The organism is Achromobacter sp. GD03932 (assembly GCF_029839485.1).
In the GTDB taxonomy this organism is placed as follows: domain Bacteria; phylum Pseudomonadota; class Gammaproteobacteria; order Burkholderiales; family Burkholderiaceae_B; genus Achromobacter; species Achromobacter bronchisepticus_A.
The window spans coordinates 203,662-219,706 of the sequence record NZ_JAOCAT010000002.1 but is presented as its reverse complement, the minus strand read 5'-3'; the positions used below and the strand labels follow the sequence as shown (position 1 = coordinate 219,706).

The 16,045-nt window shown below is 65.8% G+C and carries 18 protein-coding genes; 15 read left to right on the top strand and 3 right to left on the bottom strand.

Going from position 1 to position 16,045, the window contains the following annotated elements:
- Positions 1–26: 26 nt before the first annotated feature.
- Together N5C88_RS02730 and N5C88_RS02725 are read left to right on the top strand one after the other, a co-directional pair.
- The gene (locus N5C88_RS02730; RefSeq protein ID WP_088142529.1) at positions 27–425 is read left to right on the top strand and encodes a hypothetical protein; all 399 of its coding nucleotides are present in this window, start codon (positions 27–29) and stop codon (positions 423–425) included.
- A 53-nt stretch (positions 426–478) separates the two neighbouring features.
- Positions 479–1,108 carry a hypothetical protein gene (locus tag N5C88_RS02725; RefSeq protein WP_118932947.1) on the top strand — a complete coding sequence of 210 codons (630 nt, stop codon included), beginning with the start codon at positions 479–481 and terminating at the stop codon, positions 1,106–1,108.
- 6 nt (positions 1,109–1,114) lie between these two features.
- Here the strand turns inward: N5C88_RS02725 and N5C88_RS02720 are convergent, their stop codons facing one another.
- Entirely contained in the window at positions 1,115–1,516 is a 402-nt protein-coding gene (locus tag N5C88_RS02720) for a hypothetical protein (RefSeq protein ID WP_059378772.1), read from the bottom strand.
- A 146-nt stretch (positions 1,517–1,662) separates the two neighbouring features.
- On the opposite strand from N5C88_RS02720, the gene N5C88_RS02715 reads away from it, so the two are divergent.
- Both N5C88_RS02715 and N5C88_RS02710 read left to right on the top strand, forming a co-directional pair.
- Positions 1,663–2,244, top strand: a complete 582-nt coding sequence (locus N5C88_RS02715) for a hypothetical protein (RefSeq protein ID WP_059378769.1) — start codon at positions 1,663–1,665, stop codon at positions 2,242–2,244.
- A gap of 109 nt (positions 2,245–2,353) precedes the next feature.
- Positions 2,354–3,397: a histone deacetylase family protein gene (locus N5C88_RS02710; RefSeq protein WP_059378768.1), complete on the top strand. Its 1,044-nt coding sequence runs from the start codon at positions 2,354–2,356 to the stop codon at positions 3,395–3,397.
- Positions 3,398–3,409: 12 nt separating this feature from the next.
- Here the strand turns inward: N5C88_RS02710 and N5C88_RS02705 are convergent, their stop codons facing one another.
- Entirely contained in the window at positions 3,410–4,732 is a 1,323-nt protein-coding gene (locus N5C88_RS02705) for an MFS transporter (RefSeq protein ID WP_280014633.1), read from the bottom strand.
- 222 nt (positions 4,733–4,954) lie between these two features.
- Between N5C88_RS02705 and cyoA the strand changes: the two genes are divergently transcribed.
- The 8 genes from cyoA to N5C88_RS02665 all read left to right on the top strand — a co-directional run bounded on the left by cyoA (position 4,955) and on the right by N5C88_RS02665 (position 12,967).
- A complete protein-coding gene (gene cyoA, locus N5C88_RS02700) occupies positions 4,955–5,995 on the top strand; it encodes a ubiquinol oxidase subunit II (protein ID WP_059378858.1) in 1,041 nt (346 codons plus the stop codon).
- Positions 5,996–6,068: 73 nt separating this feature from the next.
- Positions 6,069–8,072 (top strand): cytochrome o ubiquinol oxidase subunit I, encoded by a 2,004-nt coding sequence (gene cyoB, locus N5C88_RS02695; protein WP_059378766.1) that lies wholly within the window; start codon positions 6,069–6,071, stop codon positions 8,070–8,072.
- On the top strand, positions 8,065–8,706 hold the full coding sequence (gene cyoC / locus N5C88_RS02690; RefSeq protein ID WP_280014632.1) for a cytochrome o ubiquinol oxidase subunit III: 642 nt from the start codon (positions 8,065–8,067) through the stop codon (positions 8,704–8,706). Before cyoB ends, cyoC begins: the two co-directional genes overlap by 8 nt.
- Positions 8,703–9,107 (top strand): cytochrome o ubiquinol oxidase subunit IV, encoded by a 405-nt coding sequence (gene cyoD / locus N5C88_RS02685; protein WP_059378763.1) that lies wholly within the window; start codon positions 8,703–8,705, stop codon positions 9,105–9,107. The genes cyoC and cyoD overlap by 4 nt, the downstream gene beginning before the upstream one ends.
- Complete coding sequence (locus N5C88_RS02680; protein ID WP_280014631.1) at positions 9,107–9,886, top strand: SURF1 family protein; 780 nt, start codon at positions 9,107–9,109, stop codon at positions 9,884–9,886. The genes cyoD and N5C88_RS02680 overlap by 1 nt, the downstream gene beginning before the upstream one ends.
- Before the next feature lie 113 nt (positions 9,887–9,999).
- Entirely contained in the window at positions 10,000–11,106 is a 1,107-nt protein-coding gene (locus tag N5C88_RS02675) for a porin (RefSeq protein ID WP_059378761.1), read from the top strand.
- A 134-nt stretch (positions 11,107–11,240) separates the two neighbouring features.
- Entirely contained in the window at positions 11,241–11,624 is a 384-nt protein-coding gene (locus tag N5C88_RS02670) for a hypothetical protein (protein WP_059378760.1), read from the top strand.
- Between the two features lie 35 nt (positions 11,625–11,659).
- Positions 11,660–12,967, top strand: a complete 1,308-nt coding sequence (locus N5C88_RS02665; RefSeq protein WP_280014630.1) for a ParB/Srx family N-terminal domain-containing protein — start codon at positions 11,660–11,662, stop codon at positions 12,965–12,967.
- Between the two features lie 23 nt (positions 12,968–12,990).
- Here N5C88_RS02665 and N5C88_RS02660 read toward each other — a convergent pair whose 3' ends face one another.
- Positions 12,991–13,596 (bottom strand): glutathione S-transferase family protein, encoded by a 606-nt coding sequence (locus N5C88_RS02660; RefSeq protein ID WP_059378756.1) that lies wholly within the window; start codon positions 13,594–13,596, stop codon positions 12,991–12,993.
- A 118-nt stretch (positions 13,597–13,714) separates the two neighbouring features.
- Here N5C88_RS02660 and N5C88_RS02655 point away from each other — a divergent pair, with 118 nt between their 5' ends.
- The 3 genes from N5C88_RS02655 to N5C88_RS02645 all read left to right on the top strand — a co-directional run bounded on the left by N5C88_RS02655 (position 13,715) and on the right by N5C88_RS02645 (position 16,030).
- Complete coding sequence (locus N5C88_RS02655) at positions 13,715–14,698, top strand: YafY family protein (RefSeq protein WP_059378755.1); 984 nt, start codon at positions 13,715–13,717, stop codon at positions 14,696–14,698.
- Positions 14,699–14,797: 99 nt separating this feature from the next.
- Positions 14,798–15,214, top strand: a complete 417-nt coding sequence (gvpU, locus tag N5C88_RS02650; RefSeq protein WP_280014629.1) for a gas vesicle accessory protein GvpU — start codon at positions 14,798–14,800, stop codon at positions 15,212–15,214.
- Positions 15,215–15,379: 165 nt separating this feature from the next.
- Positions 15,380–16,030: a response regulator gene (locus N5C88_RS02645; protein ID WP_059378753.1), complete on the top strand. Its 651-nt coding sequence runs from the start codon at positions 15,380–15,382 to the stop codon at positions 16,028–16,030.
- The last annotated feature ends 15 nt before the right edge of the window (positions 16,031–16,045 follow it).

The following is a 16,045-nucleotide window of genomic DNA, read 5'->3' as shown; positions in this document are numbered from 1 at the left end:
TTTTGAAACATCGGAGTACCACCTCAATGAAAAAGATCATCTGGCTCGCCTTCGCCGTGCTTGCAGCACTCTGGACCGGGCTGGTTGCGCTGACACTGCAGCTGACCAACTGGGTCCTGTCGACCATCGCCACGACCCAGGTGCCCGGCACGGCGCTGGATACCTCGCAATGGGTTCCCCCCGCCTGGGCGGCGGCCTGGGTCGACCCCGCCTGGCTGCAGACGCTGCAGGGCGGCCTGGTCTGGGCCGCGCAAGGCCTGAATCAGGTACTGCCCTTCGCCGGCAGCCTCGGCACGCTGATCTCGGTGCTGGCCTGGATCTTCTGGGGCTTCATCATCGTCGGCCTGCTGGTGCTGGCGCTGATCCTCCACTGGCTGGCCGGCAAGCGCGAGCAAGCCGCGGCGCCCGGCCGCCAAGTGGTGTAATAGGGCAGGCAACGCGGCAATCCGGCGCGCTGCCCCTTTAAGAGGAGCGTGCCGTGCCCACCGTCAATTCCCCTGCCCGCAAGCTGTTGCTGGCGGCCCTGCTGGCCATGGCCGCCACGGCGGCGCAGGCGCACCCTGTGCGCCCCGCCTACGGCATCGAGGTCTGCACGGTCACGGGCACTTCCGGGGAATACAGCGTGCGCGTGCGCAACACCGGCACGGCGCCCCTGGCTCGCGCCGAAGTCAACGGCGTCAGGCTGGATGCCAGCGGCCACGCGGCGGATCCTCTTACCGTAAACCTGACCGACATCCCTGCCGGCAAGTACAAGACCGCCGTGCTGGGACGTCCCGGCAATGGCGCCTCGCTGGTCAGCATCGCCACCTATGTGACCGCCAATGGCATGGAAACCCATCAGCAGGATTTGTTCGCCGGCAAGGTGGCGCACGTTTCGCCGGGCTCGGCGCTGCAATACACCCTGGCGCCGCTGGCCGTGCGCGGCTGGACGGTGGCCTATGGCACCAAACAGGACCCCAAGCTGGAAGCCGGCAGCGCCGTGCTGTTGATCTACCCCGTCACCCTGGGCAAGAAGCGGGACGCGACGCGTCCGGACGCCGGCCGCACACCGGCCGACGTGGTGCCGCTGGCGCCCTGCGGCACGGCCGCCGGGGCAAAGCAATCCTGAACGCGTTCAGGTGCCGCTGAGCAGGTCGCGCTCGTTCAGAAGCGCGTAGACGATCTCGGGCCGGTTGTCGAAACCGCGGCGGATAGCGGCGGGAATCGCCGTGCGCGTCTTGCGGCACAGCCCGAGCTGGTCCTCCAGCTGGATCGCGATGCCGCGCGAGGTGCGCACCTCGTTTTCGCTGGGCGTGATGTGAATCACGATGCCCAGCTGCGCATGGATGCGTCCCTGCATGGCGCGCAGGTCTTCCAGGCTGGAGATGTTCTCCAGCCGCGCCACCAGGCGCTTTTCCTCTTCCTTGGTCAGCCGCAACACGCGGAAGTCGGCGGCGGGATCGGCCAACAGCCGGTCGCGGTCGCACACGCAGGCGCCCGGCGGACATTCTTGGCGGATGGGAAACGGAAAATTCATGGCGGGCGGAGCGCGTCGCGGCAATCCTGCATATCTTGGAATTCTACCCAGGATCCCCCGCCGCCCGCCCGGCGGCAAGTCCTGGTTTCCCCGCAAGCCGCTGCGGCATAATGCCTCACCGAGTTCACGGCGCGGAGGGCGCCCGCATGAAAGGATTCCTGTCCATGGCGGCCTTGGCCGCGCTGTCCGCGCTCTGCAACGGCGCCGTTGCCCGCGACTACGCCTATGCCATCCGGCCGGGCCTGTCCTCGGTGGTGACGGTTTCCGAACTGCCCCAGCAGCGCCTCGGCGCACGCGTGGGCAACGGCCCGGAACAGGAAATCGCGAGCATCGGCGGCGACGAGGAAGTCGACCAATTCCAGGACGTGGACGTGGACCATGACGGCTACCGCGACTTCGTCATCGGCCAGACCGGCGGCAGCACGCAAGCGATTTCGCGCATCTTCCTGTACCGCCCCAAGGACGGGCGCTACCACGAGATCCCGTATCCCGATGCGGCGGCCAGCCCCTGCCGCGGCTTCGTCAATCCCGAGTTCGACGCGGCCAAACCCATTATTTCCGTGGCGTGCCGCTACAGCGCCGACACCTATGGCTTCGAACAGTACCGGGTGTGCCCGGACGGCTCGGCGCGGGTCATCTCCTGGACCCGGCGCGAGGGCGAATCGGAGCGCAAGATTCCGCACCCCGGCGCCAAGGGCGGCACATGCGCCGCGAAGACTGGCCCGTAAGGCGCCGTCCCGCCGCGCGCGTCCCGCCTTCGCCATGGCGCTGCAAACGCCGCGGCCGCTATAGTTGCGCTTCCGCCCACCAGGCTCTACGTCCGAGGACACCCCCGCCGTGCTGATTTTCCACAACCCTGTCCACGAAAAACACGCTGGCCGACAGGAAATGTTCCGCGGCAAGCTGGTGCCCTGCCACGAAACCCCCGCGCGCCTGGAGTTCGTCCTGCAGGCGCTGAGCCAGCGTGGCATCGGCGCATTGCGCACACCGTCGGCGGCGGACCTGGGCTTGGTCAAGCGCGTGCACACCCCGCGCTACGTGGACTTCCTGGAAACAGCCTGGCGCGATTGGGTGGCGCTGGACCCGGCCAATGCCGGACTGGACATCCTGCCTTCGGTCTGGCCCGTGCGCGGATTCCGTCACGACATCGAACCGACCAACTTCGCCGCGCGGGTCGGCCTGTTCTCGTTCGACAGCGGCTGCCCGCTGACCGCGGGCACTTGGGAGGCCGCCACCGCAGGCGCGGCCTGCGCCATCGACGCCGCGCGCGCGGTATCCGCGGCGGGCGGGCCTCGCGTCGCCATGGCGCTCACGCGTCCGCCCGGCCACCACGCGGGCCCCGATTTCTTCGGCGGCTACTGCTTCCTGAACAACGCGGCGCTGGCCGCGCAGGCGCTACGCGAAGCTGGCGCCCAACGCGTGGCCATCGTGGACGTCGACTACCACCACGGCAACGGCACGCAGAGCATCTTCTATGAACGCGCCGACGTGCTGACCGTGTCGGTGCACGGCGATCCGACCACCGAGTACCCCTTCTACCTGGGCTACGCCGATGAGCGCGGCGCAGGCGCGGGCCTGGACGCCAACCTGAACCTGCCGCTGCCCGCCGGCACCGGTTTCGCCGCCTGGACGCAGGCGTTGGAACAAGGGCTGGCCGCCGTGCGCGCCTTCAAGGCTGACGCGGTGGTTATCGCGCTGGGCGTGGACACCTACGAAGGCGATCCCATCTCCAAGTTCCAGCTCAAGAGCGCCGATTACCTGCATGTGGGCCGCCTGCTGGCAGGCCTGGGCCTGCCGGCGGTGTTCACGATGGAAGGCGGCTACGCCGTGGCGGACGTGGGCATCAACGTCGCCAACGTGCTGGAAGGCTACGCGGGCTGAACAGCAGGCCCATCAGTCCCGCGTTTCGAGCACCTTGTTGATGCGCAGCGCCAGCAGCGTGCAGGCAGCGCCCGACAACAGGTAGACGCTGACCGCCACCAGCCCGAAACGCGCGGACAGGCCCAGCGCGACCAATGGCGCGAATGCCGCGCCGATCAGCCAGGCCATGTCGGAGGTCAGCGCCGCGCCCGTGTAGCGGAAGCGCCGCGTGAAGTTCGCGGTGACGGTCCCCGAGGCCTGGCCGTAGGACAGCCCCAGCAGCACGAAGCCCACCAGGATGAACGCATCCTGCGCCTTGGGTCCGCCGCCCAGCAGCCAGGGCGTGAACAGCGCGAACACGGCGATCAGAAGGGCCAGCAGGCCCAGCGTGGTGCGCCGGCCGATGCGGTCGGCCAGCCAGCCCGATGCGATGGTGCCCAGGATGCCCAGCACCGCGCCAATGATCTGCACGATCAGCACGTCCTGGATCTGCTGGGTGGCGCTGACCGCGATCCACGACAGCGGAAACACCGTGACCAGGTGGAACAAGGCATAACTGGCAAGCGCCGCGAATGCGCCGATGAACAGGTTGAAGCCTTGCTCGCGCACCATCTGCGCGACGCTGATCGGTTCCAGCTCGCCCTCTTCCAGCAGCTGCGTGTATTCCTCGGTGACGACCAGGCGCAGCCGCGCAAACAGCGCCACCACGTTGATGGCGAACGCCACGAAGAAGGGATAGCGCCAGCCCCATTCCAGGAAATCGGCTTCGGTCAGGGTCACGTGCAGGAACAGGAACAGCGCGCTGGCCACCATGAAGCCCACGGGCGCGCCCAGCTGCCCCAGCATCGCATACCAGCCGCGGCGGTTGGGCGGCGCATTCAGCGCCAACAGCGACGGCAAGCCGTCCCACGACCCGCCCAGCGCCAGCCCTTGCAGGCAGCGGAATACCGCCAGCAGCGTGATCGCATGCGCGCCGATGACGTTGTAGCCCGGCAGAAAGGCCATGCCCACCGTGGCCGTTCCGAGCAGGAACAGAGCGATGGTGAGCTTGGTCGCGCGCCCCCAGCGCCGCTGCGCGGCCATCGAGAGCGCCGTGCCGATGGGCCGCATGATGAATGCGAACGAGAAGATGACGAAGGACCAGAGGGTGCCTTCCAGCCGCGGCTCGAAGGGGAAGAAAACCTGCGGAAAAACCAGCACGCAGGCGATGCCAAAGACGAAGAAATCGAAGTATTCGGAAGCGCGCCCCACCACCACGCCCACCGCGATTTCCCCTGGCGCAACCTTGGCGTGACTGCCGCCGCCGGCCGCGGGGAGCGAAGGAGCATGACCGGGATATTGCGTGGTGGTCGCCATGTGAATGCTCGCTGAAAGGAGGTTCGGAACAGCCTTGCCTACGATCCTGAAACACACCCGCGCGCCTGCAGCCCATATCGCGCAGAGCCGCTCCGTTATTGGGATGCAGCCCTGGTCTGCGCGCGTCGCCCTGCACATTTTTGTTCTTTTTACCCTAGATTTTTCGCGGCTTCCAGCGTAGTGTTGCGTTTACTTCCCACGGTTACGTTTCGGGGTATGGTCATGCCGTCCTTCCCAAGGTTCCGCGGATTGGTCCTGGTTGCCGCGCTGCCATTGCTCGCCGGATGCAATGCAGTCCTGCTCTCGCCCTCGGGCGACATCGCTTTGCAGCAGCGCAACCTGATCATCATTTCCACCGGCTTGATGCTGCTCATCATCGTGCCGGTGATCCTCCTGACTTTCGTGTTCGCATGGCGCTACCGGGCCAGCAACAAGGAAGCGCACTATGACCCCGAATGGAATCACTCCACCATGCTGGAGCTCCTGATCTGGGCCGCGCCGCTGCTGATCATCATCGCGCTGGGCGCGCTCACCTGGGTCAGCACGCACCAACTGGATCCCTACCGCCCGCTTGTGCGCCTGTCCGAAGGCCGCGAAGTGCCAGCCGGCACCAAACCGCTGGTGGTGGAGGTGGTGGCGCTGGACTGGAAGTGGCTGTTCATCTATCCCGAACAAGGCATCGCGGCGGTAAACGAAATGGCGGCGCCGGTCGACCGCCCCATCCAGTTCAAGATCACCTCGTCGACCGTGATGAATTCCTTCTTCGTGCCCGCGCTGGCGGGCCAGATCTACGCCATGCCGGGCATGCAGACCACCCTGCACGCGGTAATCAACCATCCCGGCGAATACGAAGGCCTGTCCGCCAATTACAGCGGCTCGGGCTTTTCCGGCATGCGCTTCAAGTTCCACGGCGTGGACCAGCAGGGCTTCGACAAATGGGTGGCTGACGCCCGCGCCTCCGACGCCACGCTCAGCCGCGAAACCTACCTGAAGCTGGAGCAACCCAGCGAACGCAACCCGGTGCAGCGCTATGCGTCCAGCGCGCCCGGCCTGTTCGAGGCGATCGTCAACCGCTGCGTGGAGCCCAACCGCATGTGCATGCGCGACGCGATGGCGATCGACGCGCAAGGCGGCATGGGCATACCCGGCGCGCTCAACGTCACCACCCTGGACGCCGGAACGCGCGAGCGCCTGGGCCTGACCGGCGCGCCGCGCAAATACGTGGGCGCGATGTGCACCGCCACCGAAGGATTGCTCCTGTAGCGGATCGCTGGCGCACGGCGATCCGGATGATGCAAGGGCTACGTGAAATTGCGGTCTTTTTGCTGGAATCGAGATGCCTGACCAACCAGACCTCACCAAGCTGATCTTCGGTAAGTTGACCTGGGAAGCCATTCCCTACCATGAACCGATCCTGCTCTTCACCTTCATCGCGGTAGCCATCGGCGGCATCGCGGTGGTGGGCGCCATCACCTACTTCGGCAAATGGGGCTATCTGTGGCGCGAATGGTTCACCAGCATCGACCACAAGAAGATCGGCATCATGTACGTCATCCTGGGCATCGTGATGCTGCTGCGCGGCTTCGCCGACGCCATCATGATGCGCCTGCAGCAGGCGGTGGCGTTCGGCGATTCGATGGGCTACCTGCCGCCGCACCACTACGACCAGATCTTCACCGCGCACGGCGTGATCATGATCTTCTTCGTGGCCATGCCGCTGGTCACGGGCCTGATGAACTACATCGTGCCCTTGCAGATCGGCGCGCGCGACGTGGCCTTTCCGTTCCTGAACAACTTCAGCTTCTGGATGACCACGGGCGGGGTGATCCTGGTCATGATGTCGTTGTTCGTCGGCGAGTTCGCGCGCACCGGCTGGCTGGCGTATCCACCGTTATCGGGGATCCTCCAGAGTCCCGACGTGGGCGTCGATTACTACATATGGGCCCTGCAGATAGCGGGGGTAGGCACGCTGCTCTCGGGCGTCAACCTGCTGGTCACCATCGTCAAGATGCGCGCGCCCGGCATGACCATGATGCGCATGCCCATCTTCACCTGGACCGCGCTGTGCACCAACGTGCTGATCGTGGCCGCCTTTCCGGTGCTGACCGCGGTGCTGGCGCTGCTGTCCATGGACCGCTACGTGGGCACCAACTTCTTCACCGCGGACTTCGGCGGCAACGCCATGATGTACGTGAACCTGATCTGGATCTGGGGCCACCCAGAGGTCTACATCCTGATCCTGCCGGCCTTCGGCATCTTCTCCGAAGTGGTCTCCACCTTCTGCCGCAAGCGCCTCTTCGGCTACGCATCCATGGTGTATGCCACGGTCGTGATCACGGTGCTGTCGTACCTGGTATGGCTGCACCATTTCTTCACCATGGGGTCAGGGGCGAGCGTGAACTCGTTCTTCGGGATCACCACCATGATCATTTCGATCCCGACCGGAGCAAAGATCTTCAACTGGTTGTTCACCATGTACCACGGGCGCATCCGCTTCGAGGTGCCGATGCTGTGGACGCTGGGTTTCATGGTGACCTTCGTGATCGGCGGCATGACGGGCGTGCTGCTGGCCGTTCCGCCCGCCGACTTCGTGCTGCACAACAGCCTGTTCCTGATCGCGCACTTCCATAACGTGATCATCGGCGGCGTGCTGTTCGGGCTGATGGCCGGCATCACGTACTGGTTTCCCAAGGCCTTCGGCTACAAGCTCGATCCGTTCTGGGGCAAGTGCTCGTTCTGGTTCTGGCTGGTGGGCTTCTACGTCGCCTTCATGCCGCTGTACGTGCTGGGGCTGATGGGCGTGACGCGGCGTGTGAACCACTTCGAGGACATGTCCCTGCAGATCTGGTTCCAGGTGGCGGCCTTCGGCGCGCTGCTGATCGCCTGCGGCATCGCCAGCTTCCTGATCCAGCTGGTGGTCAGCTACCGCCGCCGCGAATCGCTGCGCGACGACACCGGCGACCCCTGGGACGGCCGCACGCTGGAATGGTCGACCTCGTCGCCCCCGCCCAACTACAACTTCGCCTTCACGCCGCGCGTGCATGACCAGGACGCCTGGTGGCAGATGAAGCAGCACGGCTACCTGCGGCCGCAGCAGGGCTTCATTCCCATCCACATGCCCAAGAACACCTGGGCGGGCATCGTGCTGGCGGGTATCAGCGTGGTGATGGGTTTCGCCTTGATCTGGCATATGTGGCCGCTGGTCGTGCTGTCGTTCGCGGCGCTGATCCTGGTGTCCATCATTCACACCTTCAACTACAAGCGCGACTACTACGTGCCGGCCGAAGAGGTCGTGCGCGCCGAAGACGCCCGCACAAGGTTGCTAGCGAAAAATGTCTGATACCCTGGCCCCCAACCTGCCCGGCGGCACGGCGCCGCCCGCCAAACCCGTGTTCCACGTCCCGGGCGAACACCATCCCAAGAACGGCACCCTGCTGGGGTTCTGGGTCTACCTGATGAGCGATTGCCTCATCTTCGCCTGCCTGTTCGCCACCTATGGCGTGCTGGGACGCAACTATGCGGCAGGCCCGTCCGGCGCGGACCTGTTCGATCTGGAACTGGTGGCGGTGAATACCGCGTTGCTGCTGCTGTCTTCCATCACCTACGGTTTCGCGATGCTGGAAATGCGGCGCAACCGCGTCGGCGCCACCCAGCTGTGGCTGGCCGTGACCGGCATCCTGGGGCTGGGCTTTCTGTCCCTGGAACTGTACGAATTCGCGCACCTGATCCACCAGGGCGCAGGTCCCCAGCGCAGCGCCTTCCTGTCGTCCTTCTTCACCCTGGTCGGCACCCACGGGCTGCACGTCACCTTCGGCATCGTGTGGCTGGTGACGATGATGATCCAGGTCCAGATGCACGGCTTGATCCCCGAAAACCGCCGCCGCCTGATGTGCCTGTCGATGTTCTGGCACTTCCTGGACCTGATCTGGGTGGGCGTCTTCACCTTCGTGTACCTGATGGGAGTGCTGCCATGACCGCGCACCTGGATCATCCGGCCGATCACGGCCATGGCGGCCATGACCACCACGACGACGATGACGGCGCCGCCCACGGCACCTTCAAGAGCTACATGACCGGCTTTGTGCTGGCAGCCATCCTGACGGCCATTCCGTTCTGGCTGGTCATGAATCGGGTTTTCTCCGAATCCCGCACCACTGCGTTGATCATCCTGGCCTTCGCCGCCGTGCAGATCGTGGTCCACATCATCTACTTCCTGCACATGGACACCAAGTCCGAAAGCGGCTGGAACATGTTGGCGTTAATATTCACGCTGGTGCTGGTCGTAATCACGCTCAGCGGATCCATCTGGATCATGTATCACCTCGACTCCAATATGATGCCCATGTCCACTCACGACATGCGGAAAATGCCCTGATGGCCGCAGTAAACGACTCCACTACCCGCGACACCTCCTCCCGCAATCCGCGCAGCAAACTCACCCTGGTCATCCTGGGGGTGCTTGCTGTCGCCATTTTCGCGGGGCTTTGCGCCCTGGGCACCTGGCAGGTGCACCGGCTGGCCTGGAAGCGCACCCTGATCGCACAGGTCGAACAGCGTGCCCATGCGGCGCCCACGCCAGCGCCGGCCCAGGCCGAATGGCCCGCGCTGACCTCCGACAACGCCGAATACCGCCGTGTCACCGCCAAGGGCACCTATCTGTACGACCGCCAGACCCTGGTGCAGGCCGCGACCGAGCTGGGCAGCGGCTACTGGGTCATGACGCCGCTGCAGTTGCCCGAGGGCGGCACGGTGCTGGTCAACCGCGGCTTCGTGCTGCCCGAATGGCGCAAGAGCAAGTCGGCCATACAACAAACGCCCGAAGAAGCCAGCGTCACCGGCCTGCTGCGCATGGGCGAACCCGCCCATGGTTTCCTGCGCAACAACGATCCGGCGACCAACCTCTGGTATTCGCGCGACCTGCCCGCCATCGCCGCGGCGCGCGGCTTGAGCGACGTAGCGCCCTACTTCATCGACGCCGATGCGACGGGCAAGGACGGCAGCGGACGCACTGCCCCGGTCGGCGGCCTGACGGTGCTGAACTTCCCCAACAATCACCTGAGCTACGCCATCACCTGGTACGCCCTGGCGGCCATGGTGCTGGTCGGCGTTTTCATCTTTGTGCGCGAGGAAAAGCGCGCACGCCGCAAGGACTGATCCAGCCGGCTGCGGCCGGTGTCCTACAATGAGGGCTGGGAACAGCGCTGGGCTACATGCTCGCGTGCTGTTCCCTTTTGTTTTTTCCACCCCTCTACAAGGAGTCCCCAAGGATGAAAAAGACGCTGCTCGCCGCCGCAATGTTCACGACTTTTGCAGGCGTTGCTCAGGCAGAATCGTCGGTAACTCTCTATGGTGTCATCGACACCGGCATTGGTTACAACAAGATCAAAGGCGATGGATACGACGGTAGCAAGATAGGCATGATTAACGGCATCCAGGCCGGCTCGCGCTGGGGACTGCGCGGCGCCGAAGATCTGGGCGACGGTCTGCGCGCCGTGTTCACGCTGGAAAGCGGATTCGACTCGGCCAACGGCCAGCGCGGTCAATCCGGCCGCCTGTTCGGCCGCCAGGCCACCATCGGCCTGGCCAACGACGCCTGGGGCACGCTGGAGTTCGGCCGCCAGGCCACGGTGGGCTCGAACTACCTTGCCGACATCGACCCCTTCTACACCAGCTACACGCAGTCCAACATGGGCCTGGGTTTCAGCGCCGCCAACACCATGCGCTGGGACAACATGGTGATGTACAAGACGCCTTCGGTGAACGGCTTCGAGCTCGGCGTCGGCTACTCGTTCAATGCGGACGACACGAACGCCGACCAGACGGGCTTTCGCACCGCCGACAATACCCGCGGCATCACCGCCGGCCTGCGCTACGTGCAAGGTCCGCTGAACGTAGCGCTGACCTACGACCAGCTCAACGGCTCCAACCGCGGCGCCATCGACCATGACGCCACGCCGCGCCAGTACGCGCTGGGCGTGTCCTACGACCTGGAAGTCGTGAAGCTCGCCGCCGCCTACGGCCGCACCACCGACGGCTGGTTCGTCGGCCAGGACCTGCCCGCGGGCACGCCCTTCAGCGACGAATTCGGCACCAACCGTTTCGTGGACGGCTTCAAGGCCAACTCCTACATGCTGGGCGCCACCCTGCCCCTGGGCAGCGCGAGCAGCCTGTTCGCGTCGTGGCAGCACGTATCGCCGAACAATGACAAGCTGACCGGCGGCGACACCAACATGAACGTCTGGAGCGTGGGCTACACCTACGACCTGTCCAAGCGCACCAACCTGTACGCCTATGGTTCGTACGGCAAGGACTATGCCTTCATCGACGGCCTGAAGAGCACGGCCGCCGGCGTCGGCGTGCGCCACACGTTCTAAGCAAGTCAGCGGAGCGGCTGCGGGGCCGCTTCCGTTCCTGACGAATCGGTCCGATTACCTGCCCCCTGGTATCGGACCTTTTTAATATCGCCCGGGAGCCTGACGTCATCAGCATGTACGCCTAGGAGGCTCTCATGCATAAACCGCTCCCTCATACTTCCGCCTTTCCCGCCGCGGGCACGCTCGCCGTGTACGCCGCGCTTGCGCCGAACCACCGCCAGCTCATCAAGGACACCATGACCCAGGATCTCGATGCGCTGGAACAGGCCGCCGAGAAACCCGACGCCGTCGCTACGGCCCAAATGCTGCATCGCATACAGGGCGCGCTGCTGGCCTTGCAGATGCGAGCGCCTGCCTCGCACTTCGAAGCCCTGGAAGAGGAGCTGGCGGCGGGCCTGTCGGCATGCGCTGCCGCCCGCATCCACGATCAGGCCGCCGTCGTGCGCGACCTCATGGACCGGCTGCATGCGTGGCAACCCGCTCCGGTGCAATCTGCAGGAAACACGCGTCCCTCATGATCGGCTATCTTTGAAACCAGATCCTGAAGCGGACCATGCCCTCTATCTCCCGTCCTGCGCGCCGCGCTCTTCCTGCCCGCCGGCCACGTCTGTTGCACGCCGTGGCCGCGGCCTTGCTGCCGCTGGCCCTTGCAGCCTGCAACGGCGGCGGCGACGATCATGACGACGAACCCGTCGCCGTCGCGCCGCCCCCCGCCGAAACCCAGCCGCCGCGCAACACGGCCTACCTGCAGGCCAAGCCGGGCGACGTCATCCAGGTCCGCATCGAAGAGCTGCGCCCCACCCAGGCCGCCATCGGCTACGACCAGATCTACTACAAGCTCGGCCGCTGGCAAGGGGACTTCGAACGTCCGACCTGGGCGGACAAGCCGGCACAGCAGCTGGACTACCTGAACCGCACGGTCGGCAAGAGGTTCGACGACTACTGCGAAGACATGGGTGGCGCCGAGCGCGCGCAGGAATTCCAGAGCGTCGCCGAGGCGCGCGCCGCACGCCTGGATCAGCCCGCCACCTACACCTGCAAGAACGCCCCCGGCACCGACACCGCCAACCTCAAGACGGTGGTGGTTGGCTGGGACGGCAACCTGTATCTGACCGATGGCCACCACACCTTCTCGTCGCTGCGCGAAATCGCCGATGGCGGGCCCAAGCTGCCGGTCTGGGTCAAGGTCGACGCCAACTACAGCACCCTGCCCAATGCGGCGGCGTTCTGGCAGCGCATGGTCGACGAACGCCGCGCCTGGCTGCGCGACGGCCAGAACCAGCCCATCACCGTGGACCAGTTGCCCGCCCGCCTGGGGCTGGCCAGCGCCCAGGAAGCCGGCGGCATGCAGGAGGACCGCTACCGCTCGCTGGTGTACTTCACCCGCGACATCGCCTACAGCAACGGCAACCTGCCGGAGTTCGCGGAGTTCCTGTGGGGCGACTGGCTGCGCCGCCAAGCCGCGGGCGGCCAGTTGCCGGGCCTGGACCAGTACAAGATGATGGCGCCCGCCGCGCCGGCGCAGATCCTCGCCGTCAGCACCCTCGACAAGAGCCTGGCGCCTGCCGGCGCCAACGACAGCTATGCCGCCGCGGTGCGCGACGCCTCCCTGAAGATGAGCGCATTGAAGGACACCGACATTGTCTTCGATGACCGCGACGCTGCCGGCCTGGGACGTATCGCGCTGGCGCCCGACGCCGCCAGCGGCTCGCCCACCAAGAAGGCGCGCGACACCCTGGAAGAGCTGCCGCGCAACGACGCCAAGACCGATGGCAGTCCGCGGGGCGCAGGCAAGCTGTGGTTCGCCGTGAACTACCGCAACTGCGGCAAGCCCGCGGCCGGCACCTGCTGGGGCTGGTAAGCCGCGGCGCCTGCCCACACGCGCTAAGCGTCGATCTGCATGGCGGGCCGGGCCTGGACCCGGTCCATCCACGCCCGCACATGCGGATGCGACGCCACCCTGGCGCCCAGATAGGCGCTATAGCCGATCACCGAACCGACCACCAGGTCGGCCAGCGAGTAGGCCGCGCCCAAAATCCAGGGTTGCCGCGACAGATGGCCGTCCAGCACGGCCAGCAACGCGTCCGCGTCGTCCAGTACGCGCTCGGCCTCGGCGCCGCCGGGCGCGTCTGCGCCCTGCGTGGCGAGATACAGGCGCGTCACCGCCGCACCGTAGCTGACATAGGACCAGGCGCACCACGACATCGCCAGCAGGCGTTCGGGCGTGTCGGCGGCGGGCCACAGGCCGCGTTCCACGCCGTAGCGCTCTCCCAGCCATAGCTGTATCGCCAAGGTTTCGAACAAGGGAGCGCCGTCCACCGTCAGCGTGGGGACCTTGCCGTTCGGATTGAGCGCCAGGAATTCGGGGCGATGCTGTTCCCCCGTCCTGATGTCCACCTTCACGCGTTCGTGCGGCACGGCCAGTTCGGCAAGCGCGCAAGCCACCGGGGTTGCGCTGGACATGGGGTGCCAATAGAAAACGATAGACATGGGCGAATCTCCAATTCAATCAAGGGATGTGCGTCGCGGCCCCTGCCGCTGACTACGGGAGCCAATGTAGAATCCATTGAGGACAGATTCCGCCCTCGATACGCGTTATCGTGCCGCCATGCTTACTTCCAGCAACCGCCTCCTGCGCCTGCTGTCGCTGCTGCAGACCCGCCGCCATTGGGCCGGAACCGAGCTGGCCGCGACGCTGGCGATTCACCCCCGCACCCTGCGGCGCGACATCGACAAGCTGCGCGAACTGGGCTACCCCGTCCATGCCAGCAGCGGCGTGGCGGGCGGCTATGCCTTTCGCGCGGGGAAGGCGCTGCCGCCCCTGCTGCTGGACGACGATGAAGCGCTGGCCGTGGCGCTCACCCTGCGCACGGCCGCCACGGGCACGGTGGGCGGCATCGAGGAAACCGCGCTGCGGGCGCTGGTGAAGCTGGAGCAGGTCATGCCTCAGCGCCTGCGCCACCGGGTCGACGCCCTGCGCTCGGCCATCGTGCCGATCCCGCGCGACGGCGCTGCCGTCGACGCCACCCTGCTGGCCACGCTGGCAGCCGCCTGCCGCGACCAATTGCGAGTCGGCTTCGACTATGCGGACGGCAAGGGCCGGGCCAGCACCCGGCTGGTGGAGCCGCAAGGCTTGGCGCATACCGGATACCGTTGGTATCTGGTGGCCTGGGACCCCGCGCGCGAGGACTGGCGCACCTTCCGTATCGACCGCATCGCGGGCGCCCCGGAAGTCGGCGCGCATTTCGCCCCGCGCCCGCCGCCCGAAGGCGGCGACCTGCGCGCCTATGTCTCGCGCTCGGTCAACATGGCGCCGCATCCGGAACCGGCGCGCGTGGTCCTGCATGCGCCGCGCGCCGTCATGGCTGCGCGCATCCCGCCGGGCGCCGGCCAGATCGACGCGCTGGACGAAGCGCGCTGCGTGCTGCAATGCGCCGTGCCCAGCCTGGACGCGCTGGTTTACTGGCTGATGGCGCTGGACGTCGAATTCGAGGTGCTGGCGCCTGCGGCGCTGCAGGACCGCCTGCGGCTGGCCAGCGAACGGCTGGGGCGCAGCCTGGAAAAAATGACAGCTCCCAAAGCGGGGAGATAGCGGTCGGATTTGGTTGTTTTTCGGCCTATCCCATTCTGTGTATTTCGCCCGCGATTCGAGTATCTTGATTGCTTTCCAAACATTTCCAAGAATCACGCCATGAGCAACGTTCCCGACGCCGACGCCTTCCTGCAATTTCTCGTCAACCTGGTGAACAACGGCAGCCAGATCGAGAGCATCGGCGTGACCCTGCAGATGGGCGGCATGCTGGTGTCGGGTTCCATCGTGTCCGGCGCGGAGTACTTCGACAGCTTCGCCGCCAGCTTCACGGACTCGCTGGACAAGGTGGACGACGCCACCCGCAAGGCCGTGCATGCCTCGCTGGCGGAACTGGGCGACGTCTTCCGCGTGCCCCAACCCGCCGACCCGCTGCCGAACTACATCCATCTCGCCGACGCGCTGTTCTTCACTGCCGACGGCACACCCATCGCCGGACAGCCCACGCTGTGGCGCGGCCGCACCGGCGCTGTCGACGGCTTCGTCCTGGGCCGCCTGCAAGAAGAAGCGGCCGGCTGAGGCCGCCGATCTCCCTGTTGCGCGTGTTCCCCGCCCCGGTTCTCGGGCGCGGGGCGCGCCGCTACGCAAAAACCACTACGCTATCGGTTTGCCTCCCACCCAACCATGAGTCCGACCGCCATCTCCCCAGTTGCAGCAAGGGCTCGCTTGAAGTCACTCCCCCGCATGGAAAGACTCCGTATCGTCCTGGTTGACGACCATCCCCTGGTCTTGATGGGGATGCGCGACCTGCTGGAAAAGGACCTCAATTTCGAGGTCACGGCCACCCTGTCCGGGCCGACCGCGCTGGTCCAGCACCTGCAACGCGATATGCCGCACGTGGTGATCACCGACTATTCCATGCCCGGCGACGACACCTACGGTGACGGCATCCGCCTGGTCAAATACCTGACGCGGCATTACCCGGAAGTCCAGATCGTGGTGCTGACCATGGTGTCGAATTCCATGATCATCTCGGCGCTCTACGACGCCGGCGTGGCCGCGGTGGTGCTCAAGCGCGACAACCTCACCGAGATCATGACCGCGCTGGAAACGCTGCATGCCGGCCGCAAGTACTATCCGCCCGGCTTCCAGCGCGACGGCGCCGCCGATGAGCGCAGCAAGTTCATCGGTGAACGCATCAACAGCCTGTCGCCCAAGGAATTCGAAGTGCTGCGCCACTTCATCCGCGGCGAATCCATGATGCAGGTGGCCGACGCCTTGAAGCGCAGCGTCAAGACAGTCAGCGGCCAGAAGATCTCGGCCATGCGCAAGCTCAACGTCCGTACCGACCAGGAACTGATCGCCTTCTGCGTCGAAAGCGAAATCTTCCAGTAGGCTGTCCCCTTTCCA